At 62.2% G+C, this 23,960-nt stretch carries 20 protein-coding genes and 2 pseudogenes; 8 read left to right on the top strand and 14 right to left on the bottom strand.

Annotated elements, in window-relative coordinates; translation table 11 throughout:
• Window positions 1-2: 2 nt before the first annotated feature.
• The 4 genes from NKH22_RS17140 to NKH22_RS17125 all read right to left on the bottom strand — a co-directional run bounded on the left by NKH22_RS17140 (window position 3) and on the right by NKH22_RS17125 (window position 6,767).
• Window positions 3-1,901, bottom strand: coding sequence for an ABC transporter substrate-binding protein (locus NKH22_RS17140; RefSeq protein WP_023822321.1), 1,899 nt, complete (start codon window positions 1,899-1,901; stop codon window positions 3-5).
• A complete protein-coding gene (locus tag NKH22_RS17135) occupies window positions 1,898-3,793 on the bottom strand; it encodes an ABC transporter ATP-binding protein (RefSeq protein WP_023672138.1) in 1,896 nt (631 codons plus the stop codon). Before NKH22_RS17135 ends, NKH22_RS17140 begins: the two co-directional genes overlap by 4 nt.
• A 151-nt stretch (window positions 3,794-3,944) precedes the next feature.
• On the bottom strand, window positions 3,945-5,285 hold the full coding sequence (locus tag NKH22_RS17130; protein WP_023672139.1) for an adenylate/guanylate cyclase domain-containing protein: 1,341 nt from the start codon (window positions 5,283-5,285) through the stop codon (window positions 3,945-3,947).
• A 303-nt stretch (window positions 5,286-5,588) separates the two neighbouring features.
• Entirely contained in the window at window positions 5,589-6,767 is a 1,179-nt protein-coding gene (locus tag NKH22_RS17125; protein WP_027050460.1) for a DUF3095 domain-containing protein, read from the bottom strand.
• Window positions 6,768-6,841: 74 nt separating this feature from the next.
• On the opposite strand from NKH22_RS17125, the gene NKH22_RS17120 reads away from it, so the two are divergent.
• Complete coding sequence (locus NKH22_RS17120) at window positions 6,842-7,930, top strand: glycosyltransferase family 4 protein (RefSeq protein ID WP_023692893.1); 1,089 nt, start codon at window positions 6,842-6,844, stop codon at window positions 7,928-7,930.
• A complete protein-coding gene (locus tag NKH22_RS17115) occupies window positions 7,927-8,685 on the top strand; it encodes a polysaccharide deacetylase family protein (protein WP_023822322.1) in 759 nt (252 codons plus the stop codon). Before NKH22_RS17120 ends, NKH22_RS17115 begins: the two co-directional genes overlap by 4 nt.
• Window position 8,686: 1 nt before the next feature.
• Here the strand turns inward: NKH22_RS17115 and NKH22_RS17110 are convergent, their stop codons facing one another.
• The 3 genes from NKH22_RS17110 to NKH22_RS17100 form a co-directional block, all read right to left on the bottom strand.
• Window positions 8,687-9,538, bottom strand: coding sequence for an MBL fold metallo-hydrolase (locus tag NKH22_RS17110; RefSeq protein WP_023822323.1), 852 nt, complete (start codon window positions 9,536-9,538; stop codon window positions 8,687-8,689).
• 111 nt (window positions 9,539-9,649) lie between these two features.
• The gene (locus NKH22_RS17105) at window positions 9,650-10,117 is read right to left on the bottom strand and encodes a cyclic nucleotide-binding domain-containing protein (RefSeq protein WP_023672144.1); all 468 of its coding nucleotides are present in this window, start codon (window positions 10,115-10,117) and stop codon (window positions 9,650-9,652) included.
• A gap of 34 nt (window positions 10,118-10,151) precedes the next feature.
• On the bottom strand, window positions 10,152-12,866 hold the full coding sequence (locus tag NKH22_RS17100) for an ABC transporter transmembrane domain-containing protein (RefSeq protein ID WP_023706793.1): 2,715 nt from the start codon (window positions 12,864-12,866) through the stop codon (window positions 10,152-10,154).
• 266 nt (window positions 12,867-13,132) lie between these two features.
• Between NKH22_RS17100 and NKH22_RS17095 the strand changes: the two genes are divergently transcribed.
• Complete coding sequence (locus tag NKH22_RS17095; protein ID WP_081731340.1) at window positions 13,133-13,804, top strand: class I SAM-dependent methyltransferase; 672 nt, start codon at window positions 13,133-13,135, stop codon at window positions 13,802-13,804.
• Here NKH22_RS17095 and NKH22_RS17090 read toward each other — a convergent pair.
• The 4 genes from NKH22_RS17090 to NKH22_RS17075 all read right to left on the bottom strand — a co-directional run bounded on the left by NKH22_RS17090 (window position 13,782) and on the right by NKH22_RS17075 (window position 18,418).
• Window positions 13,782-14,930 carry a glycosyltransferase family protein gene (locus NKH22_RS17090; RefSeq protein WP_023747419.1) on the bottom strand — a complete coding sequence of 383 codons (1,149 nt, stop codon included), beginning with the start codon at window positions 14,928-14,930 and terminating at the stop codon, window positions 13,782-13,784. The genes NKH22_RS17095 and NKH22_RS17090 overlap by 23 nt on opposite strands.
• Complete coding sequence (locus tag NKH22_RS17085) at window positions 14,927-16,171, bottom strand: glycosyltransferase (protein WP_023692899.1); 1,245 nt, start codon at window positions 16,169-16,171, stop codon at window positions 14,927-14,929. The genes NKH22_RS17090 and NKH22_RS17085 overlap by 4 nt, the downstream gene beginning before the upstream one ends.
• A 1-nt stretch (window position 16,172) precedes the next feature.
• Window positions 16,173-17,387: a glycosyltransferase family protein gene (locus tag NKH22_RS17080; protein ID WP_023672150.1), complete on the bottom strand. Its 1,215-nt coding sequence runs from the start codon at window positions 17,385-17,387 to the stop codon at window positions 16,173-16,175.
• A 590-nt stretch (window positions 17,388-17,977) separates the two neighbouring features.
• A complete protein-coding gene (locus NKH22_RS17075; protein WP_023685065.1) occupies window positions 17,978-18,418 on the bottom strand; it encodes an Lrp/AsnC family transcriptional regulator in 441 nt (146 codons plus the stop codon).
• 146 nt (window positions 18,419-18,564) lie between these two features.
• Here NKH22_RS17075 and rocF point away from each other — a divergent pair, with 146 nt between their 5' ends.
• Window positions 18,565-19,500 carry an arginase gene (gene rocF / locus NKH22_RS17070; protein WP_023822324.1) on the top strand — a complete coding sequence of 312 codons (936 nt, stop codon included), beginning with the start codon at window positions 18,565-18,567 and terminating at the stop codon, window positions 19,498-19,500.
• Window positions 19,497-20,558 (top strand): ornithine cyclodeaminase, encoded by a 1,062-nt coding sequence (gene ocd / locus NKH22_RS17065; RefSeq protein WP_023692901.1) that lies wholly within the window; start codon window positions 19,497-19,499, stop codon window positions 20,556-20,558. The genes rocF and ocd overlap by 4 nt, the downstream gene beginning before the upstream one ends.
• A gap of 6 nt (window positions 20,559-20,564) precedes the next feature.
• On the opposite strand, the gene NKH22_RS17060 is transcribed toward ocd, so the two are convergent.
• A complete protein-coding gene (locus NKH22_RS17060; RefSeq protein ID WP_023692902.1) occupies window positions 20,565-21,566 on the bottom strand; it encodes a LacI family DNA-binding transcriptional regulator in 1,002 nt (333 codons plus the stop codon).
• A gap of 90 nt (window positions 21,567-21,656) precedes the next feature.
• A pseudogene (locus NKH22_RS31525) lies at window positions 21,657-21,842 on the bottom strand (ABC transporter permease); the annotation flags it as partial.
• 59 nt (window positions 21,843-21,901) lie between these two features.
• Here NKH22_RS31525 and NKH22_RS17050 point away from each other — a divergent pair.
• Both NKH22_RS17050 and NKH22_RS17045 read left to right on the top strand, forming a co-directional pair.
• On the top strand, window positions 21,902-22,657 hold the full coding sequence (locus tag NKH22_RS17050) for a COG4280 domain-containing protein (RefSeq protein WP_023692903.1): 756 nt from the start codon (window positions 21,902-21,904) through the stop codon (window positions 22,655-22,657).
• Window positions 22,654-22,869, top strand: coding sequence for a hypothetical protein (locus tag NKH22_RS17045; RefSeq protein ID WP_023672157.1), 216 nt, complete (start codon window positions 22,654-22,656; stop codon window positions 22,867-22,869). Before NKH22_RS17050 ends, NKH22_RS17045 begins: the two co-directional genes overlap by 4 nt.
• On the opposite strand, the gene NKH22_RS17040 is transcribed toward NKH22_RS17045, so the two are convergent.
• Entirely contained in the window at window positions 22,863-23,495 is a 633-nt protein-coding gene (locus tag NKH22_RS17040) for a methyltransferase family protein (protein WP_023687613.1), read from the bottom strand. The two genes, NKH22_RS17045 and NKH22_RS17040, sit on opposite strands and share 7 nt — an antisense overlap.
• A gap of 58 nt (window positions 23,496-23,553) precedes the next feature.
• On the opposite strand from NKH22_RS17040, the pseudogene NKH22_RS17035 reads away from it, so the two are divergent.
• Window positions 23,554-23,923: pseudogene (locus NKH22_RS17035) on the top strand (hypothetical protein); the annotation flags it as partial.
• Window positions 23,924-23,960: the final 37 nt, after the last annotated feature.

Below are 23,960 nucleotides of genomic sequence, written 5' to 3'. Positions count from 1 at the left end.
GCTCAGGAGCCTCCAAGCCAGAATGTGTCCGGCATGTAGACACCGAAATAGGAGGTCGGGTCGTAGCCGTAGAGTGCTTTGTCAGGCAGGTTGCGCAGCCGCGAGGATACCAGAATCGGCTGAAGTGTTTCGTTCACCGTACCGATAGAGAACACCTGATCGGTGTAGATCGACAGCATCGAGTTCCAGATTTCGGCGCGCTCGCTGGATTGGGTCGATCCGTTCCAGCGCTTGAGCAAAGCCATCAACTCGACCACTTCAGGAACATCGGGCGCCTCACCCATCTTGCCATGCGACAGATAGTAAGCGCCCCAGAGCGGCCATTGCAGCTGGTCGTCGATGGTGGGGGCCAACTGGTATGGATTCATGTCGGCGGTCGGCACGCCATTGTCGATGCCCGACGACATCGACATCAGGATCTGGCCGCCAAGCGCGCGGCTGCGGAAGATGTCGCGCTGCGAAGTCCGGATGAACAAAGCGATGCCGATCTTGCGCCAGTGATCGGTGATGAGTTCGAGCGCATCGGTTTCCAGCGTGCTTTCGCCGGCTGTTTCCACGATGATCTGCGCCGGGCGTCCATCGGGAAGTAGCCGCAGGCCGTTATCGTCACGGGCCTGAAGCCCGACCTCGTCAAGCAGGGCATTGGCCTGGTCGGGATCGTGGGCGACCCAGGCTTTCGCGAATTCCGGCCGGTAGAGCGGGCTCTCCGGCAAGACCGTGTCGGCGCTTTCCTGCGCCAATCCGTAGAAGACGGCCATGTTGATCTCGCGCCGGTCCACAGCGAGCGAAAGTGCGCGGCGCACGCGCACGTCACGCAAAAGGCCGCGCCACACCGGGTCGGCACAATTCAGATTGGGCATGAGCGCCAGCCGCGAACCCTGTGTGCGTTTCCACAGATGCATCTTCACCGGGTAGCGCTTCTCCGCGTCCTTCAGGAAGGAGTAATCGCTGAAGTCGATTCCCATGCATTGCAGGTCGCTCTCGCCCGCACCGGTCTTGGCGGAGATGATCGCCGACGAGCTGACATTCATGATGATCCGGTCGACATAGGGCAGTTGCCGGCCGTTCTCGTCTGTTCGATGAAAGAACGGGTTGCGCTCGAAGATGAACTGCTCGGCCGGCGGCTTGGTCCGGTTCTGCCAGGGGTCGAGTGTCGGCAGATCCGGGTTCTCCGGGCGATACTGCCGCGACATGCGGATGTGCAGGAGCGTCCATTTTGCGGTCCGGTTCTCCTTCATCAGGCCGGCGAGCCGGAATGGATCCTGATATTTCTTGTGGAACTGCTTGAGATAGGCGGCCGGCAAAACAAGCGGTGTCGGCGAAGCAGCGGCAAGTTTGGGCAGGAAGTCGGGATTGGGCGCGTCCCAACTGTAGCGGACCGTCAACGGATCGACGATCTCGAAACGTGGCGGCTTGCCGTCCGCCAGCAGGGCAGGGGCGAGCCCCCCTTGCGAAAGCTCATCGTTCAGCCAGACATCTTCCCAGCAATAACGAAAATCCTCCGGCGTCAGCAGGCTGCCGTCTGACCATTTATGGCCTTCCCGAATCTTGAACGTGAAGACGCGATCGTCCTTTACGTCGAAACTTTCGAGAATGTCGGCTTGAAAGTTAAGCTTCTCGTCATAGCCGACCAGCCGGGAATACCCGTAGATCGTCATCATCCGGATATCTTTCTGGCTGCCGATGATCGTACGCAGCGTGCCGCCATACTGGCCGGGCTGCCGGCCCATCGCGGCGAGGTTCAACGCGCGCGGGCTCTTGGGCAGGCGCTCCGCGAGTGGCGGCAGAGCCCTGGCTTTCAGCTGCGGCTGAAGAAAATCCGGCTCCAGATCGCCGGCGCGCGCCGTGCCCGGCAGAAATGCCGAAGCCATGAGACCAAGGACAATGCGGCGGCTGATCAATGGCGTAACTCGCTGACATCGGCCGAACGTCGGGCCAGCACGAGATGGCCGCCGCCGAGATCGAGCGGCGACAGCATATCCTCTTCGCCCTCGTCGCGGAATTGCGGGCCCCATGCGCTGGTGTCGGAAGCGCCGCCGAGCTTCAGCGTCTTGAAATCCATGGGCCGGTCGAGATCGGGGAAAGGGACTGCGGCGAGCAGTGAGCGCGTGTAGGGGTGGATCGGTTTCCTGAGCAGAATTTCGCGCGGCGCAAGCTCGACGATACGCCCGCCGCACATCACGGCGATGCGGTCCGCCATGTAGTCCACCACCGCCAGATTGTGGGATATGAACAGGTAGGTCAGGCCCAGTTCCTTCTGCAGGTCCTTCAGAAGGTTCAGGATCTGCGCCTGCACGGAGACATCGAGCGCCGAAACCGGCTCGTCGCAGATCAGCAGTTCAGGCCCCAGCGCCAACGCGCGCGCGATGCCGATACGCTGACGCTGCCCGCCGGAGAAGCTGTGGGGATAGCGCTGGATGAAGCGCGGATCGAGCCCGATTGCCTGCATCAGGCTCTTGACCGTGGCTAGCCGGGACGCGGCATTGCCACGTTGATGGATTTCCAGCGGCTCGCTCAAGATGTTTTCCACGGTCATGCGAGGCGAAAGCGACGAGACCGGATCCTGGAAAACCATCTGGAGTTTCGCCCGCAGCAAGCGCAGGGCGTCTCCCTCGGCTTCCAGGACGTCGATCGGTCCGTCGCGGCCGTTGAAGATCACGGAGCCGCCGGTAGGGGTGACGGCCCGCATCAGGATCTTGCTGACGGTGGTTTTGCCGCAACCGCTTTCGCCAACCAGGCCCAGGCACTCACCTCGCCTGATGTCGAAGCTGACGCCGTCCACGGCGCGAACAGAGGTCTGATGGCTCCCGCTGAACCATCCGGAGTTGCGGATGGTGTAGACCTTTTTCAGATCCCTGACCGACAGCAGAATGTCGTCCGGCCCCTTCGCTTCCGGCGCCGTCTGCTTGCCCAGCAGGGTCCCGACATTCACCGGCACCTCGCGGAGCGCCTTCAGTCTTTCGCCAGGCTTCAGGTCGAAATGCGGAACGGCTGCCATGAGGCCCTTCAGGTAAGGGTGGCCTGGCCGGCGGAATATTGCCTCCACAGGGCCTGCTTCCATGATCTCGCCATGGTACATGACGACCACCTCGTCGGCGACATTGGCGACCACGCCGAGGTCGTGCGTGATCAGCAGCATTGCCATGTTGAGCTTGGTCTGGAGTCCACGAAGCAATTGCAGGATTTGCGCCTGGATGGTGACGTCCAACGCCGTCGTCGGCTCATCGGCGATCAACAGAGCGGGCCGGCAGATAAGCGCCATGGCGATCATAGCGCGTTGCCGCAATCCTCCCGAAAGTTCAAATGGATACATGTCGTAGGCGCGCTTGGGATTGGGAAACCCGACGAGGCCGAGCATTTCCTCGGTCCGTGCCTTGCGCTCCGTCCGATCCATGTGCGTATGAATCTGCAGGGATTCGCTGACCTGGTTGCCGATCGTGTGCAGCGGCGACAGCGATGTCATCGGCTCCTGAAAGATCTTGCCGATGCGGCTGCCTCTCAACGCCCGGATTTCGGGTCCGTCTCGCGGCATCTGCAGGATATCCTGCGTCGTGCCGGGCTTTTTGGGATCGGAAAACAGGATACGGCCGCGAACATGGGCCGTGTTCGGCAAGATGCCCATCACGGCCTGGCTGAGAACCGATTTTCCGGAACCGGACTCACCGACAAGTGCGGTGACCTTGCCGGGCAGGACGCGAAGATTTGCCCGCCTGACGGCATGCAACGGTCCCCCGACAATGGCAAAAGAGATGCCAACATCCTCGATCCGCAGCAGATCAACGCCTGCATCCATTCCCACACCAGCCCCAATCTGGCGCCTCCCGACCGGCCCCAAAAAGCAAGACTAGCGCATTGTCAGCGCAGAGCAACTTGGATTCGAAACGAATTCCCCGGCGACCGGCGGCCGGACAGCATACCAGGGCGTCCAGATCGGATGGTGGTGACTACTGGAGCTTCCTCCGGTCGCCCGCCGACAGCCGCGCGGCATCGCGATGAAGCAGCATGACCTGCTCGGCGTCCGATATCCGATCGTGAAACGGCTGCAGCGCAGCGTCTTCATCGAGTGCGAGAGCACCCGACAGATCGGGTGAAAGCACCGTCAGCTTCTGCTTGCTGCCCGCCAGTTCCTCCTCGCCGAGCGTCAGCCAACTGTTGGCCCCGCAATAACCGGCGAAGTCCTTGCTGGCGAGAACGCTGTGCGGATATTTCTTGGTCAGGGTCTGGAGACGCTGGACCTCGTTTACAGCCGAGCCGAAGACGGAGAATGTGAGTCGGTCGGTAAGCCCGACATTGCCGAACATCACATTGCCGACATGCAGGCCGATACCAAATTTTATGTCGCCCAGTCCTTGCTCTTTTCTGCGCAGATTGAGCTCCATCATGCGCATGCTGGCCTTGTGCGCAGCCGCAAGAGCAGCCTGGCAGGCGATCTCTGACTGCGCGCGATGCCTTTCGCAGGGGTAGACGGCAATGAATCCATCCCCCAGGAAACTCATGATCTGCCCGCCTTTGCGATTGAAAGGTGCTGCGATGGCATCGAAAAACTGGTTCAGCGTATCGATATAGACTTCGCGGCCGGAGGTTTCGGCGAGCCTTGTCGACCCGCGCATATCGCCCATCACCAGCGCGGCCCGGATTGTGTCGCCCTCGCCGCGCTTGATCTGGCCGTCCAGCACGCGCCTGCCGGCGTCACCGCCGAGATACGTGGTCATCATGTTGTCGGCGAGCTTGGTGAGCACCGCCATCTTGCTTGCTATAGCGAGATGGTTCTGGATCCGCAGCAGCGCCGAAATCATGCTGTCGCTGAAGCCTGAAGCACTGTCGGTGGACCAGGACCCCAACATGCCCTGACTTGTATCGCCGTTGAAGGGATGGACGAAAGCCATGTAATCGGTGACGCCCATAAGCCTGAGCTCATCGAAAACAGGAAACTCCGACCGCACCGACGGGTCGAGCCGGCGCCGCAGATGGTCGAGCTTGTTGCTTAGCAGATGGTAGTATGGGCTGGTCAGGAATCTGTCGGAATGGACGCCGTTCTCACTCCGGAAGCCTTCCACTTCCAGGCCTTGGCCGCGAATCCAGGTGAAACCGAGCGCGTCATAAAGCGGATGCAGCATCGAAAAGCTCAAATGCACCCGCTTCAGCGGCAGGCCGGCAGCAGCCAGCCGTTCACAAAAACCCTTGACCAATGTTTCCAGGTCGTCGCCCGCCAGCGCCGATTGGGTCAGCCAATCGGCAACCTTATCCATGAGAATGTTGGAAATTTCTGCTTGCGCTGTGCTCATGCTATCTCGAAACCCGTCGAAGACGAGCCATCTCCTTTGATCCGCAAAATTCTCGAAGTCAATGAAGCCGGCTTCGGGGGCAGAAGCCGGCGAAGAATATCCCGAATGACTGTCCTTGCAGGAAGCAAGCAGACGTCGACCGCACAAATCACCTGCAACACTATGTGGCGAGGCTGCCGGCGAAGTGCAATCCCGATCCTGACATCGCGCAAATAATTGGTCGGCTCAGGCACCGTTGGGCTCGCCGGGTCCCAAGAACCATGGCCGCGGCGCATTGCGGAAAATCGATTCCCCAAGCCGTCATCAGACCGGCGCCTTCGCCTTCAGGCTTGCGGCAGCCATTGCATAGCCGCCGGCGGCGCCATCGATGAAGTGAACATGATCGCGCTGCAGCGGCGAGATGACGAGGCATGTCATCAAGGCCGACTTCTGGCGGTGCAGGCCATAGTTGCAGATGCCGGCCTCTTCCGCTTGTTTCAGCCGGTTCTCGATCCGCTGCAACACATCCGCGTCGACGTCGATGGTCATCTTCAAGCCGTCGTCGAACTTGCGGAAATCCGAATTGCTGGCCACCTCGCGCTTGTAGACCTTCGGATCGAAACCGCCGATCGTCCAGCCCAATTTGTCGGTGACGGCCGTAAGCGTCATCAGGAAGATCACCCACAGCTTGGCCAGCCACCGCCGCCCCGGCGGCGCCGTGGCCCGTGCCTCGACATCGAGACCGGCGGGCAAGAGACTATAGGCCGGACCGTCCACCGGCACCGGGTGGCCATCGCGCTCCTGCCTGCCGGCAAGGGTGATGATGTCGGAAGCCAGAAACTGGAAACCACGCAAGTCGCGCGATGCCCCGGGCACGGCTATGATCGAGACAATTTCGCCATGCCGGGCTTCGATCGGGTTCCAGCGGCAGGAGAGGCCGGTCAGATCCGGCCGCGCGCCGGCCGGGGCGGGGTCGACGCGGTAGCGCCCGGCTTTCATTTCGGCTTCCGCCCAACTGCCGCCGCCGCCGGCGAACATGGCATAGAAGGCTGCTTCGGAGGCCTGGAACCTCGCCACGCGAACGTCGAGGCCTTGCGCTCTTATGTCCTTTATCGGCACGATTGCGGCACGCAAGGTCAGGTCCAGTTCGTCCGCCACCCATCTCTGGACAGAAGCCAGCGCGTTACGGGCGATCTCCAGCGCCGAGCCGGGAAACGCCACGAGCGCGCCGTCGCCGCCGAAGACGAAGGGAAGATCTTGCCGGCCCAGTGCATTGAGCAGCGCCGAAATGACGCTGGCGCCGGCCATATTGACGGTTTTGTAGCGCCCGGCTTCGATCGCCTTGGTCGAGCCGACGATGTCGGCGGTGGCCAGCGCCCAGCCATCGGGGAGAGGCCGATAGTTGTCGATATCGGCAACGCTTTCGAACTTTGCGAAGACCGGCAAAGAAGCGACGAACGGGTCGGACGCGACAGCTGTTTCCATAAGCATCAGATAGCACATTCCAGCGCTTGAAGGTGAAGTCGATCATGCCTCGAAATTGACTTGGGCAGGCTTTGCGATGATAGGATCGCGCGATGCGAATTGCCTTCTACGCCCCGCTGAAGTCGCCCAATCATCCCGTTGTCTCCGGCGACCGCCAGATGGCACGGATGCTGGTCCAGGCGCTGCAGCATGGCGGGCATAGCGTCGAACTGGCATCGGAGTTGCGCTTCTATCTACGCCAGCCGGAACCGAAAAGTTTCGATGCGCTCATGATCGAGGCCCGGGACGAAGCCGCGCGACTGACAAGGCTTTGGGACCGTGACGGCAAGCCCGATCTCTGGTTCTCCTATCATCCCTACTACAAGGCGCCCGACCTGATCGGGCCCGAGCTGGCGTTGGCCTTTGCTGTCCCCTATGTGACGGCCGAAGCCTCCTATTCCGAACGGCGCAACGCCGGTTCGTGGGCCGATAGCCAGGCATTGGTGGCGCGAGCCATCGAGCAGGCGGCGCTGAACATCTGCTTCACGCAAAGGGATCGCCAGGGGCTGGCGGATGCTGTTCCCCACGCCGCTCTCGGTATGCTTTCACCCTTCATCGACACATCGGCATTCCACGAAATGCCGGTACTGGATTATCCGACGCGCCTCGTGACCGTCGCCATGATGCGCCCGGGCGACAAGGTCTTGAGCTATCGCATGCTGGCGCAGGCGCTCGGGTTGATCGGCCACCTCCCCTGGACGCTGTCGGTCGTCGGGGACGGACCTGCCCGTGACGAGGTAAAGGCGCAATTCGCCGGCTTGCCCGCCGACCGTATCGAATGGCTTGGCGCGATTGAGCCGGTCGCCGTGCCGGATGTCCTCTATCGCGGGGGAATCTACGTCTGGCCGGGTTACGGCGAGGCCTATGGCATTGCCTATCTTGAAGCACAGGCCGCCGGCCTTCCGGTGGTGGCTCAGGACATTGCCGGCGTGCCGGAGGTCGTGCGGCATGGCCAGACCGGGTTTCTCACCCCGCCAGCCGATGTGGCGGCGTTCGCTTCCGCAATTGCAAGGCTTCTGGCCAATAATGATGAAAGAACCATCATGGCTGCAGAGGCCAGACGTTTCGTTCTCGAAGAACGCTCTCTCGGTGCTGCAAAGGCCCGCCTGGCCGAACTTCTCAAGATGATCCCGTTGTCATGACATCCGACCCGACTTGGCAGCCCCTGGTGGACGAGCTGGCGCACCGGCAACGGGCGGGCCGCAAGGCAGAGTTCTGGCTGCGCGACGATGACGCCGTGGATCCGACGCCGGCGCTCGATCGGTTGCTCGACCTCACCGGTGACTTCGCGGTGCCGGTCACTCTGGCCGTCATTCCGGCCCAGACCGACGGGAAGCTTGTCGTCCGGCTTGACGCCGCGCCGCATGCCACGGTCGCCATTCATGGCTGGGCGCACCGAAATCATGCGCCCGAGGGTCAAAAAAAGCAGGAGCTCGGCGCGCATCGGCCACGCGAGGTGGTGCTGGATGAGCTGGCCGGCGGGCTGTCGCGTGTAACCGGCCTGCACGGCGCACGTGCGGTTCCGATGCTGGTGCCGCCCTGGAACCGGATCGACGCCGGTCTGGTACCCGACCTCGGATCGATAGGATTTGCGGCATTGTCGGTGTTCGGGCCGGCAAGGCCGGCTTCCCTGGCGGTCATCAACAGCAATGTCGACATCATGGATTGGCATGGCACGCGCGGCTGCCGCGATCATGGTCTGTTGGTTCAGGCCATCGTCGCGCAATTGCAGCGTGCATTCGACGGCGGCGAACCGGTCGGCCTGCTCACCCACCATCTCGTCCATGATGAATCGGCCTGGCTTTTCCTCGAACGGCTGTTCACGATCACCGCGCGGGCAGAAGCCTGCGCATGGCTTCCGATCAGCACACTGACAGAACGCAGCGCCGGAAAATAGCTCAGCGCTTTTTGTGCAAGACTGGAAATGTGAGCGTCTGGCCATCCCGCGCCGCAAAAGCGCCGGCAAATCTGTCCTTGGCCAGTTTCTCCATCTCGTCCAGCTCATCGTCTGTGCGTGCCGGATCGTGGTGAAACAGCGCAAGCCCGCGCGCGCCGGCCGCCTCGCAGAGCTTGACGCCCTGTTGCCATGTCGAGTGCCCGTTGCCGCGGTAGCGCTCCATTTCCTCCTCGGTGTAGGTGCAATCGTAAATGACGAGGTCGGCATTCTCGATCAGACCGAGCACCGCCGGATCGAGTTTGCCCGGCTCGTGCTCGGTGTCTGTGATGACCGCCACGACGCGGCCCCCCCATTCGACCCGGTAGCCGATGCAGCCGCCCGGATGGGTAAGACTACCGGTTCGTACAACAACTCCTTCGCGTGGCCGAAGCAGGTCTCCGGATGCGAAATCGCGGCAGTCGAGGCTCGCCTTGCAGACACCGAGTGTCACCGGAAACCATGGCGGCCGAATGAATTCATCGACCATCTGCCGCGTCGTCATGCGTCCAGCCAGATGCCCGGACCAAAGCTTAACTTTGATGCCTCGTTCATAAATAGGCTTGAAAGCCGGCAGCCCGATGATGTGATCGTAATGGCAATGGGTGAAAAACAGGTCGAAATCGGTGACGCCCGCCGCCCGAAGCGTCCTGCCGGCAGGCCGCAAGCCGGAGCCCGCGTCGAACAGAAGCGTATGCTTGCCGCATTGCATCTCGATGCAGATCGTGTTGCCGCCATAGCGAGCAAATTCTGGCCCCGACACCGCAATGCTGCCGCGCACGCCCCAAAACCTGACAAGGAAGAAATCGTCGTCCATGCACCCTTTCGCCCATCGTAGCCAACCAACTGCTGCCAGAGTCGTTCCAGGAAAGGTGTGACACGGTTCCGGAAACTGCATCAAAACAAAGAAACAGAGCGGCTCGCCGCTTCAGTGCAACTGTGAATCGCTCTCGGCCGTTCGTGCGTCGATCAGGTCCGCGGTCGTACTGCTTAGCCTATCGGCAAGAACCCGCAATATCTCGATGGTCATTTCGGGAAACTCCTTCATAAGCCTCAGGAAATGGTCCTTGCGGATTCTCAAGGCCTCCAGCTCACTTGCCGCTTTGACGGTGGCAGTACGGGAGCTGTTGCACAATATGGCAATCTCGCCAACGATCGAATTTGGCAGCAATTCAGCAACTTTGATCGGCCCATTGTCGGAATCGACCAGAATATCCGCGCTGCCCGAAAGGATGACATAGGCGGCGTCTGCCTCGTCGCCCTGCCGGAAAAGAATCTGGCCGGCACTGTAGTTCACGCGATCGGACGTGAACGCGAGCAGCTTGAGCTTTGTCGGCTCGATGCCAGAGAACAAGGGAACGCGTTGCAGCATTCCAACTTCATCCTTGAGCAGCATTGTCGCAAACCTTCCTGAATTCGCGTTTGCCAGACTATGACACAAGTTCCTTGAAGATACCGTTTCCCGCCAAGAGTGTCTCGTGTGTTCCGTCTTCCACCAATTGGCCTGAGTCAAAGACCACAACCCGATCGAACATCGCCGCCATTGCCGGATTCGTCACCACCCACACAATTGCCGGCGAATGGCCGTCGCGTCTGGCTTCGTCGAGCACATTCCGCAACACTTTGTCCTGCACGCGCTGGTCGAGCGCCGACAGCGGCCGATTGAGAATGAGGAAATCGGGACGCTTGAGCAAGGCGCGGGCAACATCGAGCTTCTGTCGCTGTCCGCCGGTCAGCCGCCTGCCGGCGGCGCCGACGTTGAAGTCCAGGCCGACATCCAGAAGCTCGGCATAAAGTCCCAGTTCGTCAAGAATATCATAGACGATGGAGCGAATACGGTCCGGCGCGTCGGGATGGTTGTTGCCGACACGCCCGAACAGGACGTTGTCCATGACGGTGGCCGCGGCGATGTATTTGGCAGGATCAAACCGTTCGACAGCTTTCTCCAGCTCGGCCGGCAGGTTTTCATAGAACTGGTTGCGTGCAGCGATGATCTTGCTCATCAGCTCGTCGGTCAACAGGCCGAAGCGATGCCGGGGCTCGATATAGGCAAAGCTTAAGGTGACCATCATGGCGCGGTCGTTCTCCGAAACCGCATCGTAGGGGCGATTCTTGAGCCGTTGCAGCAAGGTTTCGTAGGCGGGTATCTCCTCGGCGCTCATGAAGGCGAGCTGCTGGAAGAACTGGTGTTCGGGCGGCAGGTCGGCAAACAGCTCGATCGCCTGTTCGGCGATCTCCATGCCCATTTCGTAGAGCGTGCGGTCGAGGCCGGCTTGCTTCAGCACGGAAGCAAAATAGGGATTGGACGCCAGTGCCTTGTGAGCCAGTTCGGGGCCGGCCGCGGCGCCGAAGAGCAGGTTCTGGCCGATCGTCGCTTCCTTGTTGTAGGCGCCCGGTTCAAAAGGAACCACCAGCGCGCTCAGGCCTTCTTCCTCCAACCGGGTTCGCAGCGCCGCACGCAATTCGACGATCCGCTCGGCAAGCTTCGTGTGGCGCTTGAGGTCGGCCGAAGAGCGCAAGCCAAGATCCAGAATGTCGCGCGACAGAAGAACCGCGTCGAGCACCCGGCGCACGGCTTCGAAGAGGTCGTGCGGGCCGGTGGCGCCGGCGGAGGCATAGTTGATCCAGTCGCTGCGGATATCGAGATCCGGATTGCCCGACCGGCGCGCCTCGTCGATATTCCAACGGTGCTGGTCCGCCGCTGCGCCGTCATATGTCACCGATGTCAGCGGCGCATGCTTCAAACCGTAGAGCAAATTGTCGCGCAGGCTTGCCTGGAACAGGAAAACATCCGACGAAGCGTAGGACATGCGCCGGCCGGTCACGGCTTCGGGGAGATCAAGCAAGTCATCGGAGCCCGAAACGATCCTTCCGCTGTCCGGCCAGGTCAGCCGCGCAAAGGCTTCCGCAAGCGCCTCCGCTCCCCCTGTTGCGGTGCTGACCAGAGCCACCGTCTCACCCGGCTTGACCTCGAGCGAGATGCGATTGAGGAGCATTGCGCCGCCATCGTCTGCTATCGACAGGCTGACCGCCGACAGCGGCTTGGTCATCGGATCGGGATCGTCGACCGTCAGTGCTCCGATTTCCGGCGCGATGATATTCTCGACGGTGAACTGTTCGACGACCTGCTGATATTTGACCTGGACATCCTGCCGGTCCTGATCCCAGTCGATCAGTTCCTTCATCGGTCCGGGCAAGTCCTTGTAAGCGCCGATCACGGCCACGAGCTGGCCGACATCCAACCTCCCCTGGATGACCAGATAGCCACCGATCATGTAAAACAGAAAGGGCGTGAGCTGCGCGAGAAAATTGTTGAGGAACTTTACCATGAATTTCCATTGGTAAAGATCGAAGCGGATTTTGAAGATGAGCCCGAGCCGGGCTGCTATGTCGGCGCGCTCGTAGTTCGACGTATCGTGGACGTGAACCGCGCCGATGCCGTCGACGATTTCGCCAACCCGGCCTGAAAGCGCGCGCGCCGTCAACTGCCGCTGGCGCCCGAGCACGAGCAGCCGCCGCCGCATTCGCGGGATAAGCACGATCTGGATCGCCACGATCACGACCGCTATCATTCCGAGCCAGACGTTCTGGACCATGATGAACAGCATGGCCGTCAGCGCCTGGCCGCCGAGCAGCACCGGCTGCAGGAAGGCATCGCCAATGAAGCCGCCCAGCGGCTCCACCTCGTCCTTCACCATGGTCGCCACTTCGGCGGATTTCACCCGCTTGAAGTAAACCGGCGGAAACCGCAGCACACGATCGACCAGATCGAAACGAATACGCCGCAGCATGCGTTCGCCGAGCCGGCCCTTGTAAGTGTTGATGTAGAGCTTGAACAAGCCGTTGATGACGACCAGCAAGAGGAAAACAAGGCTGAGCGCAAGCAGCGTCGACGTGCGGTCGAGCTGAAAACCGGAGAAGAACTGCACCTCGCCGATGAACGGCAGGTTATAGTGCAACCTCATGAATGGCAGGGTCGCGCCCGGTTGCTCGAACCCCTTGCCCTGGATCGGGCCGTTGACGATCAGCTTCGGCAGGTCGAACGACATGAAATACGGGACCATCGAAAGCACGACGATCATCAATATCCAGAGCTGCTGCTTCCTGGTGTGCGTCCAGATATAGCGGGCTAGGCTGGTTTCCATATGCGATTGTCAGTTTGAAGGATGCAGAATGTAAAGGCACCTGCTGGCGAATGGTGTATCGGCCATGTCTTCGCTGCCATCGACCAGTTCGAAGCGGCAGCTGCGCGCCAGACGGATGGGCGCCGATGGTCCGGACAAATGCAATCGGCCTCCTCCGGTCAATGGCGAAACGGCTTGCGCCACAGTCGCGTCCGCAAGTCGAACAGGCTTGCAAGAGGCAAGATTGCGTTGTGTCGCCCGAAATCCCAACATAGAAGACGAATATGATGGATGTCACGCAACCACGCAATGCCGGCATGGGTGGGCATGAGCAAGCCCTGGACCTCACGCGGGGAATTGCCGCCTATGTCGACCACCCTCTCGTGGCCGGGCTGGCGCGCGTCATCGCCAAGCATCCGCAGGCCGATATCGCCAATGCCTTCAACCACAAGCAGGTCGCCTGCAAGATGTGGGCGCTCGACAGGCTGTTCGAAAGCTGCGGCGGCCGGTTCGAGCGCATATGGGTTCTGGGTGGATGGTACGGCGTATTGCCGGCGATGCTTTTCAATGACGCCCGCTTCGACATCGGGGCGATCGACAGCATCGACATCGATCCCGAAGTCGGCGCGGTCGCCCGGACACTCAACCGGCAAGCCGGCGAGCGGTTTCAAGCGCTGACGGCAGATATGTACGCACTCGACTATGCCGCCGGCGGGCCTGACCTGGTGGTCAATACGAGCTGCGAACACATAGCCGATCTCAGCGCCTGGCTTGCCCTGCTTCCGCGGGGTACGAACGTGCTGCTGCAGTCGAACGATTATTTCAGCGAGCCGACGCACATCAACTGCGTGGCGTCACTTGCAGCCTTCGAAGCCATGGCGGCGCTGCGGCAGATCAGGTTCTCCGGCGAATTGCCGACAAAAAATTATACACGCTTCATGCTGATCGGAGCTGTTTGAAGCGCTCGCACAGGATTTGCGCCGAGCGCCGCGCCCCTTCCAGATCGAGGCGATGCGCGGCTGGCGGCGGTCCCGCAAGCGCCTGCTCGATCGCTTGCGCCAGACCTTCAGGCGTCAGGTCCTGTTCCGTCAGCACCGTTGCAAGACCGAGCTCTTCAAGCATCAGGGCGCGACGCGTCTGCTCGGTTTCCCCGCCGGCTGCAAATGGAACGAGCAGCGAGCGACACCCCGCGCGCATGACATCGCAGACCGTGTTGTAACCCGCCTGCGAGACCGACAGGCGGGCGCCGGTCAGCAGGCTGGCGAAATCCTCGCGGAACCGGAAGATGGACAGGCGTGGGGAGGCATCGCGTGAAATCGCGTCAAACTCGTCCTTCGGCAGGTTTGGGCCGGTGATCAAACACCATGTCCAGGCGTTATCGGCATTTCGCGCCGCCGCGACGGTGGATCTGACAAGGCTCTTTCCGGCCGCCCCGCCGCCAACCGACACCAGAACGTCGAAGCGCTCTGAGGCCGCTTGCGCCGGCGGCGCGGCAACGAGCCCGGTGTAGGCGACCTCGGCCCTGATCGCCCCAGCCAGCGGAAATGTCTTGTCGATGGTTGCGAAAGCCGGATCGCCATGGACCATGACAAGATCGAAATGCCTGTTGACGAGATCGACCGTTTCTTCGTTTCGGCTCGGCTTCACGCGCTCCTGAAGGATGTCGCGGACGGACGCCGCCAGCAGCGGTCTGGGCGATGTCGCTTCGATGGCCTCGATCAGTGGCAAGAGTTCGAAACGCATCTGCCGGCGTCCAAAGGGAAACGCCTCGATAATGACGATGTCGGGCCTGTAATCCCGGAAAGCCTGCAGCAGCATCTCTGAGCGCCGCCTCTTAAAATCATCGTCGATGGCTTTGCCCTGCAGGTCGACAAGTCCGGAAAATCCTTCGTCACCGGAGGTGACAGGCGGCAGGGTCACGGATTTTACACCCGATCCCGGAAATCCCGCGATCGGCGCTCCGCCGGTCACGACGGTGACGTCGAACCCGTCATCGACCAGAGCCGCCGCAATGCGGCTGGCGCGCGCGAGATGGCCGATGCCGAGCAGGTGCTGAACATAGAAGAAAGCGCGCAGCCGCTTCATTCGGCGGCCCGCCACTCCCGCTCGAACAGTTCCTTGAGCTGTCCAATGCCTGCCACATGATCGAAATTGCTTCGCACGCGCCGCTCCGCGGCGTCGCCGAGGCGGACGCGCAGGACGGGATCGCGGATCAGGCGCTCCAGCGCCTGTGCCAGGGCAGTCGGGTTTTCCGAGGGAATCAGCAGCCCGGTTTCATCCGACGATAAAAGCTCCGGCACGCCGGAAATATCGGTCGACACGCAGGCAAGCCGCTGGCTGGCCGCCTCCACCAGAACATTCGGCAGGCCGTCCCGGTCGCCATCCGCGGTGATCCTGCAGGCCAAAGCGAAGATGTCGGCGCTGCGGTAGTGCTCAAGCACCTCCTCCTGCGCCAGCGCGCCTTTCCAGGAGACGCGCCCCTCCAGTCCGAGCCTTTGCGCCAGCGCCTTCAGCCGTTTCAGTTCCTCGCCGCCACCGATATGCTCGAAACACCACGCCAGATCGCCAGGCAAGAGGGCAAGAGCCTCCAGCAACGTATCATAGCCCTTCTTTTCAACGGCGCGTCCGACACTCAAGATCATGACCGGTTCGGCCGGCGCCGAGCCGTCACGCTGTTTTCGCGCCTCGCCGAAACTGCCGAAGCGGTCAAGGTCGAGCCCATGATAGCTCAGATGCACGGACGAACTGCCGTTGGCGAGTTTTTTCAGATGGTCGAAGCCGGTTTTCGTGCACGTGACCGTCCAGCGCGCCGAGGAAAGCTTGCCGGCCAGATCCCAGTCCGCCGACGTCCAGATGTCCTTGGCATGGGCTGAGCAGCTCCAGGGCAAGCCACGAAGCTGGCTGGCATAGCGCGTCACCGATGCCGGCGTGTGCGCGAAATGGGCATGCAGCCATCCCGCGTCTTGCGGCCATTCGGCCGCCAGCACCAGCGCTTGCCCGAAGCGCCGCGCGCGATTGCGGGTAAAGTCGCGGCGGATATCGGCAGCGAGCGATCTGAGCGCGCGCCAGAAGCCAGGCCGCGGCAGACAGGCAAACAGCGATCGAACCACGCGCAGCGGCTCTCTGTGCAGATATTCCGGCAGATAATGGACGGGGGCCTTGATCTCGTCATGCACGGGATGACGTTTTGCGTCGGTCGGCCGCCTGAGCGCGAAAAGTATCAGGTCGAACCCCGCACGCTCCAGACCGAGCAGCTCCTGCGCGATGAAGGTTTCCGACAGCCGCGGGTAGCCCTTCAGAACCACGACGATCTTGCGGTGTTGCAACTCAGTTCATGCCTTCAATGACCGAAAGGTGATGGCCGGCCCGCCGGTCGAGCAGTTCCGCGACGATTTCGGAAATATGAGGCAGCCCTTCCAGCGTCAGATGCGCATTGCTCTGCGATGGGCGCGGCCGGCCCGGCAAAACCTGCAGCGCATCGGCAAACCGCTGGGCATCCTCGGCCTCCTCGGGCAAAAGCATCTCGATGAGGCCGAGTTCGGCTGCGCGCCGTGCCCGGATCAGCTGTTCCTCGCGCGGCGTGACGCGCGGCACGATCAGCGCCGGCTTGTCGAAAGACAGTATCTCGCAATAGGTGTTGTAACCGCCCATCGCCACCACCGCCTTGGCGCCGGCAATCAGCTCTTCCATCCGGTTGTCGAATTCGATGATCTTGACATAGGGGATCTTGGCCCCCTTCCGGACCAGCTTGTTGCGCTTGCGCGCCGGCATGTAGGGCCCAAGCACGATCAGCGCCCGGTGCTGCAATCGCGGATCCTGCTGATAGGCCTCGATGACGTTGTGGATCAGGTCGGCGCCGTCACCGCCGCCACCGGTGGTAACCAGGATATAGTCGCCCTCGGGCCGGTGGCCGGGCAACTGGTTCTGCTGCAGGCTCCGTTGCAGGAAACCGACGAACTTCATCTTTGCCCTGACCGCCGGCGGCACCTCCAGGCCGGTCAGCGGATCGTAGAAATCCGGCGGGCCATAGACCCAGACCTTGTCGTAGAACAGGCCGATCTTGCGCATCACATCCCTGCGTGCCCACTCCGCTTCGAGCAAATGCGGCGCGTCCATCACCTCGCGCAGGCCAAGCACGAGCGTGGTGCCCCGCGTCTTGAGGTAGGACAGCGTATCCTCAATCTCTCCGCGCAGCCCCAGCGGTTCCTTGTCGACGATGAAGATATCCGGCCGGAAGCTCTCGGCCGTGTGGCGGATAATCGACTGCCGCATCCTTAGCGTCTCGTGCAGATCGATGTCCTTTTCCAGCGAGGTGTATTCGCCGTTTCGCAGCTTGATGACGCTGGGGATCTTCACGAAGTCGACGCGGGCGCGGTAGTCGAAGGCGCCGGCGATGGTGGCGCCCGAAATGATTAGCACCTGAAGTCCGCGGAAATCCCCGACCAGCGAATGCGCGATCGTTCGGCAACGCTGCAAATGGCCGAGCCCGAACGTGTCGTGGCTGTACATGAGAATTCGTGCGTCTTTTGCGTGCTGTGTCATTGTGAACGTCTTTTAGAATTCTCGCCGGACCGTGGGCAACCCCGCAGGCTTCGAAACCATTCTCGCGGGTCTATCGACCTGTTTTGAAACATGGGGGCGAGAGGTACGCAACGGCATTCTTCACCAGGTCACGAATGCCAGGGGCGCTGATTGTGGCGCCATGCCTTGTCTTCGCCGACGATAGACGGCCCGAGCACAAATCTCTGTCATGAGGCTTGACCCCGTGGAATTAAATGCCCTGCGGCCTGAGGCAGGCAAAGCGCACATTGCGAAAAATCAAGGGCGACCAAGGCGAAACGAGGCTGCCGCACATTGTGAGGAGAACCCGCACCTTGGGAAAATGCTTCATAATCCATCGAAACACAACGGCCGCCAGAGGCCGCACGTTGCGGCCTTTTATCCTGCCATCAGCCTTGGCCTGTGGCAAGCGTCCGGTCCTTGCACCGTTGAAGCTGGTGCAATCTCGCGTCATGCCGGCTTCCTCCGTCATGTGGAGGATAGCTGCGGCCCCAATGAGATTCGTCAGCCAGGCGACCCATTCGCCAGATCCGTCACAAAGCTTTGCGTGAACACGCCGGCCGGAAGGACGGCTACGCCAACCTTGCCCTTGTCGTCCTCGGCGTTGCCAGCAGCAGACTTGTCTCGCTGCCGGTTATCCCCGGGATGAGCCGTATCCGCCTAAGCACCGCGTCGAAATCGGTGAGCGACGCCGTTCCGAGTTCGACCACCAGGTCCCACCGGCCATTGGTGGTGTGAATGGTCGAAACCTCGGCGAGGCCGCCGAGCGCCCGGACCACGCGGTCGGCGGCATGGCCCTCGATCTCGATCATCATCACGCCGCGTATCCGCTGGTCGACCGCGTCGGCGCGCAGCACCACCGTGTAGCCGATGATCTCGCCCGTTTTTTCCAGCCGCTCCATGCGCGCCCTGACCGTGGCGCGCGACACCCCCAGATCGACCGCGAGATCGGAGATGCTGCGCCGGGCATCATGCCTGAGCAGCGTGACCAGCCTTTCGTCGAGCAAGTCCATGATTCTATCCACTTTGACCAAACTGACTTATCGAATTGATAAATCATTCTTCTCGAAATGCCAATTTCGCCTGTTCAAACTGCCGGTCCAGGATGGTTCATTCCACGCATCAATTGCCCAATCAATTTGCAAGGACACCAAAAACCATGCGCTGCAGGATCGTTGGCGCGCCGGTGCAGGACGGCGCCGGCAGGATGGGATGCGAGATGGGGCCGAGCGCGCTGCGCACGGCCGGGCTTGCCTCGGTGCTGTCGGAACTCGGCCACGAGGTCGAGGACTGGGGCGCGGTGCAACCGGCCGCCGTGCGCGCAATCGTCCACGGCAATCTCGCGCTGAAGGCCCTGCCGGAGATTTCCGCCTGGACGGCGGCAATTGCCGAGACCGCCTATGCGGCTTCGCGAGACGCCATGCCGATCTTCCTTGGCGGCGACCACGCGATATCGGCCGGCACGGTGTCGGGCATAGCCCGCCGCGCCGCCGAACGCGGCCGGCCGCTCTTCGTGCTGTGGCTCGACGCACATCCCGATTTCCACACGCTCGATACCACCGTCAGCGGCAATCTGCACGGCGTGCCGCTCGCCTATGCCAGCGGCCGGCCGGGCTTCAACGGTTATTTCCCGGACCTGCCTGTCGCCGTCGACCCTGCCCACATCTGCGTCATGGGCCTGCGCAGCGTCGATCCGGCGGAGCGCCGGGCGCTGAGCGAAGCGGGGGTTACCGTGCACGACATGCGCACCATTGACGAGCACGGCGTTGCACCTTTGCTGCGCGCCTTCCTGGCCATCGTCGAAAAGGAAAACGGCCTGCTGCATGTCAGCCTCGACGTCGACTTCCTCGACCCCTCCATCGCGCCGGCCGTCGGCACCACCGTGCCCGGCGGCGCCACTTTTCGCGAGGCGCATCTGGTGATGGAGATGCTGTCCGACAGCGGCCTGGTCTCCAGCCTTGATCTGGTCGAGCTCAACCCGTTCCTCGACGAGCGCGGCCGCACCGCCACGCTGATTGTCGACCTCGCCGCCAGCCTGATGGGCCGGCGCATCATGGACCGCCCGACCCGCAGCCATTCCGGAAGCATTGCATGACCCAGCCTTCCCGCCTTGCCATCGTCCCCTTCGTCAGCGTCGACCGCATGATGAAGCTGGTCCTGACCATCGGCGTCGAGCGGTTCCTCACCGAACTCGCCGCCTATATCGAGGAGGATTTTCGCCGCTGGGAGCTGTTCGACAAGACGCCGCGCATCGCCTCGCACAGCCATGACGGCGTCATCGAACTGATGCCGACCAGCGACGGCCGGCTATACGGCTTCAAATATGTCAACGGCCATCCCAAGAACATGCGCGAGGGGCGCCAGACCGTCACCGCCTTCGGCGTGCTCGCCGATGTCGGCTCCGGCTATCCGATGCTGCTCACCGAAATGACGATCCTGACGGCGCTGCGCACCGCGGCGACCTCCGCTGTCGCGGCCAAATATCTGGCGCCGAAAGGCGCGCGCTCGATGGCCATCATCGGAAATGGCGCCCAGTCCGAATTCCAGGCTGTCGCCTTCAAAGCGCTGCTCGGCATCGACCGGCTGCGGCTCTACGACATCGACCGCTCGGCTTCGGAAAAATGCGCCCGCAACCTCGCCGGCAAAGGCTTTGACATCACCATCTGCGCCACCGGCCAGGATGCTGTGGAAGGAGTCGACATCATCACCACGGTGACCGCCGACAAGCTGTCCGCCACCATTCTGACCGACAACATGGTCGGTTCCGGCGTGCACATCAACGCGGTCGGCGGCGACTGCCCCGGCAAGACGGAACTGCACCGCGACATCCTTTTGCGCTCCGACATCTTCGTCGAGTTCTCGCCGCAGACGCGCATCGAGGGCGAAATCCAGCAGCTCCACGCCGACCATCCGGTGACCGAGTTGTGGCAGGTGATGACCGGCAAGGCGGAAGGCCGCAAGACGGCGGAACAGATCACCTTGTTCGATTCCGTCGGCTTCGCCACCGAGGATTTTTCCGCACTGCGCTATATCAGAGACCAGCTTCAGGCCACCGGCCTCTACGAGGAGCTCGACCTGCTCGCCGATCCCGACGAGCCGCGCGACCTCTTCGGCATGCTGCTCAGGGCAGCGCTGCAGCCGGCAGCCGCCTGAGGGGCTTCAGCCGCGCAACGGCGCGCAGCTCTCCCGTTCGACGAGCACCGGGGTGAGCACTTCGCGGCGCGAATGCGCCGCCGGCTCGGCAACCCGCTCGAGCAGCAGGCTGACCGCCCGCGTGCCGATCTTCTCGACCGGCTGTGCGATCGTCGTCAGTGGCGGCCAGGTGGTGACGGCATAGGGTATGTCGTCGAAGCCGATCATCGACATGTCGCCGGGGACCCGCAATCCGCGCCCGCGCAGCACTGTCAGCGCGCCCATGGCCATCAGATCGTTACAGGCAAACAGCGCCGTGATCCCCGGCGCCTGCGCCATCAGCCGCTCCATCGCCATGCGGCCGCCGGCGAAGTGGTAGTCGGAATCCACCACCGAGGCCGGCGGCAGGTCGAGGCCGGCTTCCTGCAGCGCCCTGGCGAAGCCGCGCAGGCGGGCGGGGCTGGAGCTGGAATCGCGCGGGCCGCCGATGACGCCGATCTTCTCGTGACCGAGCCCGGCCAGATAGCGGCCGGCGAGATAGCCGCCATAATCGTGATCGACCAGCACGGAATCGACATTGACCGAATGGATCTCGCGGTCGATCAGCACCGCCGGGACGCCGGGCAGAAGGCTGGAGAACACCCGCGCATGATCGGACGAGCCGGCAAAGATCAGCCCGTCGATCTGCTTGGCCATCAGCACCTGGAGGTAGCGCTCCTCCTTCTCGGCGCTGCCGTCGGAGTTGCACAGGATCACCGTATAGCCGGCAAGGAAGCCGGCATCCTCGATCTGGCGTGCCACGCCGGCGAAGAACGGATTGGAATTGTCCGGCAGCAGCAGGCCGATGGTCTTGGTCTCGCCGCGCCTCAGGCTGCGCGCCAGCGTGTTCGGACTGTAGCGCAAGGCGGCGATGGCCGAATGCACGCGCTCGGCCGTCTCCGGCTCGACATGGCGCGTGCGGTTCATCACATGCGAGACGGTTGCGACCGACACTCCGGCATGGCGCGCGACATCGGCAATCGTCGTCATTTCTTGTCCCCTAGTGCATGTCGCCCGGAGTGTCCGGCGGATCTGGGAAAATGACATCCATAAAACAAAAACCAAAAAGCGCGACGCGCTTTATCGGATCACCCTCAACAGCTTTTCCCGATAGGCATCCAGAATGACGGCGAGCACAATGACAAGGCCTAGCACGATCGGCTTGAAATTGTCGCCGACGCCGAGCAGCTCGTAGCGACGCCGGCGACCGGGCCACCGATGTTGACGCAACAGATAGACCATGGCGACGATGCCGGCGCGTTCTCCCTTCCGCCGGAGCGCTGTATCCTTCTCAGGCTAGTGATTCCCGCAGACAGGAAACCTTCATGAACGGCCTGACGCCCATACTTTCCACCGTGACCGCCTCGTTCCTTGCCTCCTTCGTCGAAGTGGTCGAGGCCTTCACCATCGTGCTGGCGGTAGGCGTCACCCGCAGCTGGCGGCCAGCGCTGACAGGCGCGGCGCTGGCGCTGGCGGTGCTGGCGGCTCTGGTGCTGGCCTTCGGACCGCTGCTGGCGCTGATTCCCATTGCGGTGCTGCAGTTCGTCGTCGGCGTGCTCCTAGTCCTGTTTGGCATGCGCTGGTTGAGAAAGGCCATTTTGCGCAGTGTCGGCGTCATCGCCCTGCATGACGAGGACGCGGCCTTTTCAAAGGAAACCGCCGCTTTGCAGCAGCAGGCCAATGACCGCCGCGCCGATTATCTGGCCGGGCTCGCGGCCTTCAAGGCGGTGCTGCTCGAAGGTGTCGAGGTGGTGTTCATCGTCATTGCCGTCGGCGCCGCGCATGCACAGACCTTCTATGCCAGCCTTGGCGCGTTGGCAGCCTTCGTCCTGGTAACGATCATCGGCCTTGCGGTGCACAGGCCGCTGGCGCGGGTGCCGGAAAACGCGCTCAAATTCGCCGTCGGCCTGATGTTGACAAGCTTCGGCATTTTCTGGACCGGCGAAGGCCTGGGCACCGACTGGCCGGGCGCCGATCTGGCGCTGCTGGCCATCTTCGCAATCATCGCCGTCGCGTGCTTCGCCATGGTGCGCTGGTTGCGCGCCAGCTACCCCAAGGCTGCACAAGGAGTTGCTCGATGAACGTCGTCCGCCTCATTCTAAAGGAGCTCGTCGGCATGTTCATCGACGACGGCAGCCTTGCGACGCTGGCGCTGCTGTTGATCGTAGCGATTGCCGCGGCAGTGAAGCTGCTGGCGTTGCCGCCGCTTGCCGGCGGCGTCCTGCTTCTGCCCGGCTGCCTCGTCATCCTGCTCTACAGCGTGCGCCGCGCGGCACGGCGCTCCGGTCAGTAGAGGGTGAAAAACACCGGCAGCATGCCGCTGATCCGCAACTGCTCAATCGTCTCGATGGCCGGGAACAGCGCCAGGAAATAGAGCCCGTCCGTGAATGTCCGCCGCAACGCCTTTGTCGAGAACCGGCGTTCGGCTTGATCGTGAAACAGCAGCGGGTTCGGCCAGAAAGGCGGCGTGCGTTCGGCATAGACGCTGTAGGCGGGGCCGAACTTTCCAAACAGGAACTCGGCTTCCTTGCGCACCGTCACCCGGAACACCAGGTAGCTCACCAGAGCCAGCGCCGCCGCCACCAGCACCGAGCCGTACATCAACCCGACGCCCGCCGCGCCGACCGTGGAAAAGAAGTAGAGCGGGTTCCGGCTCATCGAGAACGGGCCGATGGTGACCAGCTCGTCGTTCTTCCTTCCGCCGACATAGAGAATGCTCCACAGACGGCCAAGGAAGCAGACCAGCACGAAGCCGATGCCCAGCGCCTCAATGTATCCGTGCCCGTCCGAGCCTTCGACGAGAAAGGGCTTGGTGAACAGCAACAGCATGACGGCGAGGGCTGCCGCCACTTGTATGACGAGCAGGCGCTTGTGCTGGTCGAACGCCTTCGCTGCCGGCTTGGGGGGAGCGTAGCTCATCATAGTTCCTGCACCCCGGCAGGGCTCTCATAGCGCCGGTGTCTCGCCACCCACTAGCGAGACGGCGGCCGACTATCCGGCCGTCAATCTTGGCTTCGGACTGACCGTCACCTCGCTGATCATGACCGGCATCCTTGTCGTCGCGCTGGCGCTGCAATTCGCGCAGAAGCGTTATGTGCCATGCCTATTGGCTGGCGGTGGTGCTGATCAGCGTCGTCGGCACCTTGATCACCGACAATCTGGTCGACAATTTGGGCGTCCGTCTGCAAACCACCACGATTGCCTTGGGCGATGTCCATACTTGGGCAAAGCCGGTATTCATCGTTCTGATCTGCATTCATGCCGGTGCGGCACTCTTCCATCATTTTATTCTGAAAGACGCCGTGCTGCGCAGGATGCTTGTCCCTGCGCGCGATCCGGTCGGATGACACTTATGGACATGTGCAACGACCACGAGCGACCAGG

It is taken from the genome of Mesorhizobium sp. M1252 (assembly GCF_040318265.1).
Classification (GTDB): domain Bacteria; phylum Pseudomonadota; class Alphaproteobacteria; order Rhizobiales; family Rhizobiaceae; genus Mesorhizobium.
This window is presented reverse-complemented; position numbering and strand designations above follow the sequence as displayed.

Excerpts from the sequence above, each read along its gene's own strand:
- NKH22_RS17060 (WP_023692902.1), bottom strand. The coding sequence starts at position 21,566 with ATGACGACGATTGCCGATGTCGCGCGCCATGCCGGAGTGTCGGTCGCA.
- NKH22_RS17135 (WP_023672138.1), bottom strand. The coding sequence starts at position 3,793 with ATGGATGCAGGCGTTGATCTGCTGCGGATCGAGGATGTTGGCATCTCT.
- NKH22_RS17050 (WP_023692903.1), top strand. The coding sequence starts at position 21,902 with ATGAACGGCCTGACGCCCATACTTTCCACCGTGACCGCCTCGTTCCTT.
- NKH22_RS17040 (WP_023687613.1), bottom strand. The coding sequence starts at position 23,495 with ATGAGCTACGCTCCCCCCAAGCCGGCAGCGAAGGCGTTCGACCAGCAC.
- NKH22_RS17045 (WP_023672157.1), top strand. The coding sequence starts at position 22,654 with ATGAACGTCGTCCGCCTCATTCTAAAGGAGCTCGTCGGCATGTTCATC.
- rocF (WP_023822324.1), top strand. The coding sequence starts at position 18,565 with ATGCGCTGCAGGATCGTTGGCGCGCCGGTGCAGGACGGCGCCGGCAGG.
- NKH22_RS17105 (WP_023672144.1), bottom strand. The coding sequence starts at position 10,117 with ATGCTGCTCAAGGATGAAGTTGGAATGCTGCAACGCGTTCCCTTGTTC.
- NKH22_RS17110 (WP_023822323.1), bottom strand. The coding sequence starts at position 9,538 with ATGGACGACGATTTCTTCCTTGTCAGGTTTTGGGGCGTGCGCGGCAGC.
- NKH22_RS17100 (WP_023706793.1), bottom strand. The coding sequence starts at position 12,866 with ATGGAAACCAGCCTAGCCCGCTATATCTGGACGCACACCAGGAAGCAG.
- NKH22_RS17090 (WP_023747419.1), bottom strand. The coding sequence starts at position 14,930 with ATGAAGCGGCTGCGCGCTTTCTTCTATGTTCAGCACCTGCTCGGCATC.
- NKH22_RS17130 (WP_023672139.1), bottom strand. The coding sequence starts at position 5,285 with ATGAGCACAGCGCAAGCAGAAATTTCCAACATTCTCATGGATAAGGTT.
- NKH22_RS17075 (WP_023685065.1), bottom strand. The coding sequence starts at position 18,418 with ATGGACTTGCTCGACGAAAGGCTGGTCACGCTGCTCAGGCATGATGCC.
- ocd (WP_023692901.1), top strand. The coding sequence starts at position 19,497 with ATGACCCAGCCTTCCCGCCTTGCCATCGTCCCCTTCGTCAGCGTCGAC.
- NKH22_RS17115 (WP_023822322.1), top strand. The coding sequence starts at position 7,927 with ATGACATCCGACCCGACTTGGCAGCCCCTGGTGGACGAGCTGGCGCAC.
- NKH22_RS17125 (WP_027050460.1), bottom strand. The coding sequence starts at position 6,767 with ATGTGCTATCTGATGCTTATGGAAACAGCTGTCGCGTCCGACCCGTTC.
- NKH22_RS17120 (WP_023692893.1), top strand. The coding sequence starts at position 6,842 with ATGCGAATTGCCTTCTACGCCCCGCTGAAGTCGCCCAATCATCCCGTT.
- NKH22_RS17095 (WP_081731340.1), top strand. The coding sequence starts at position 13,133 with ATGGATGTCACGCAACCACGCAATGCCGGCATGGGTGGGCATGAGCAA.
- NKH22_RS17080 (WP_023672150.1), bottom strand. The coding sequence starts at position 17,387 with ATGACACAGCACGCAAAAGACGCACGAATTCTCATGTACAGCCACGAC.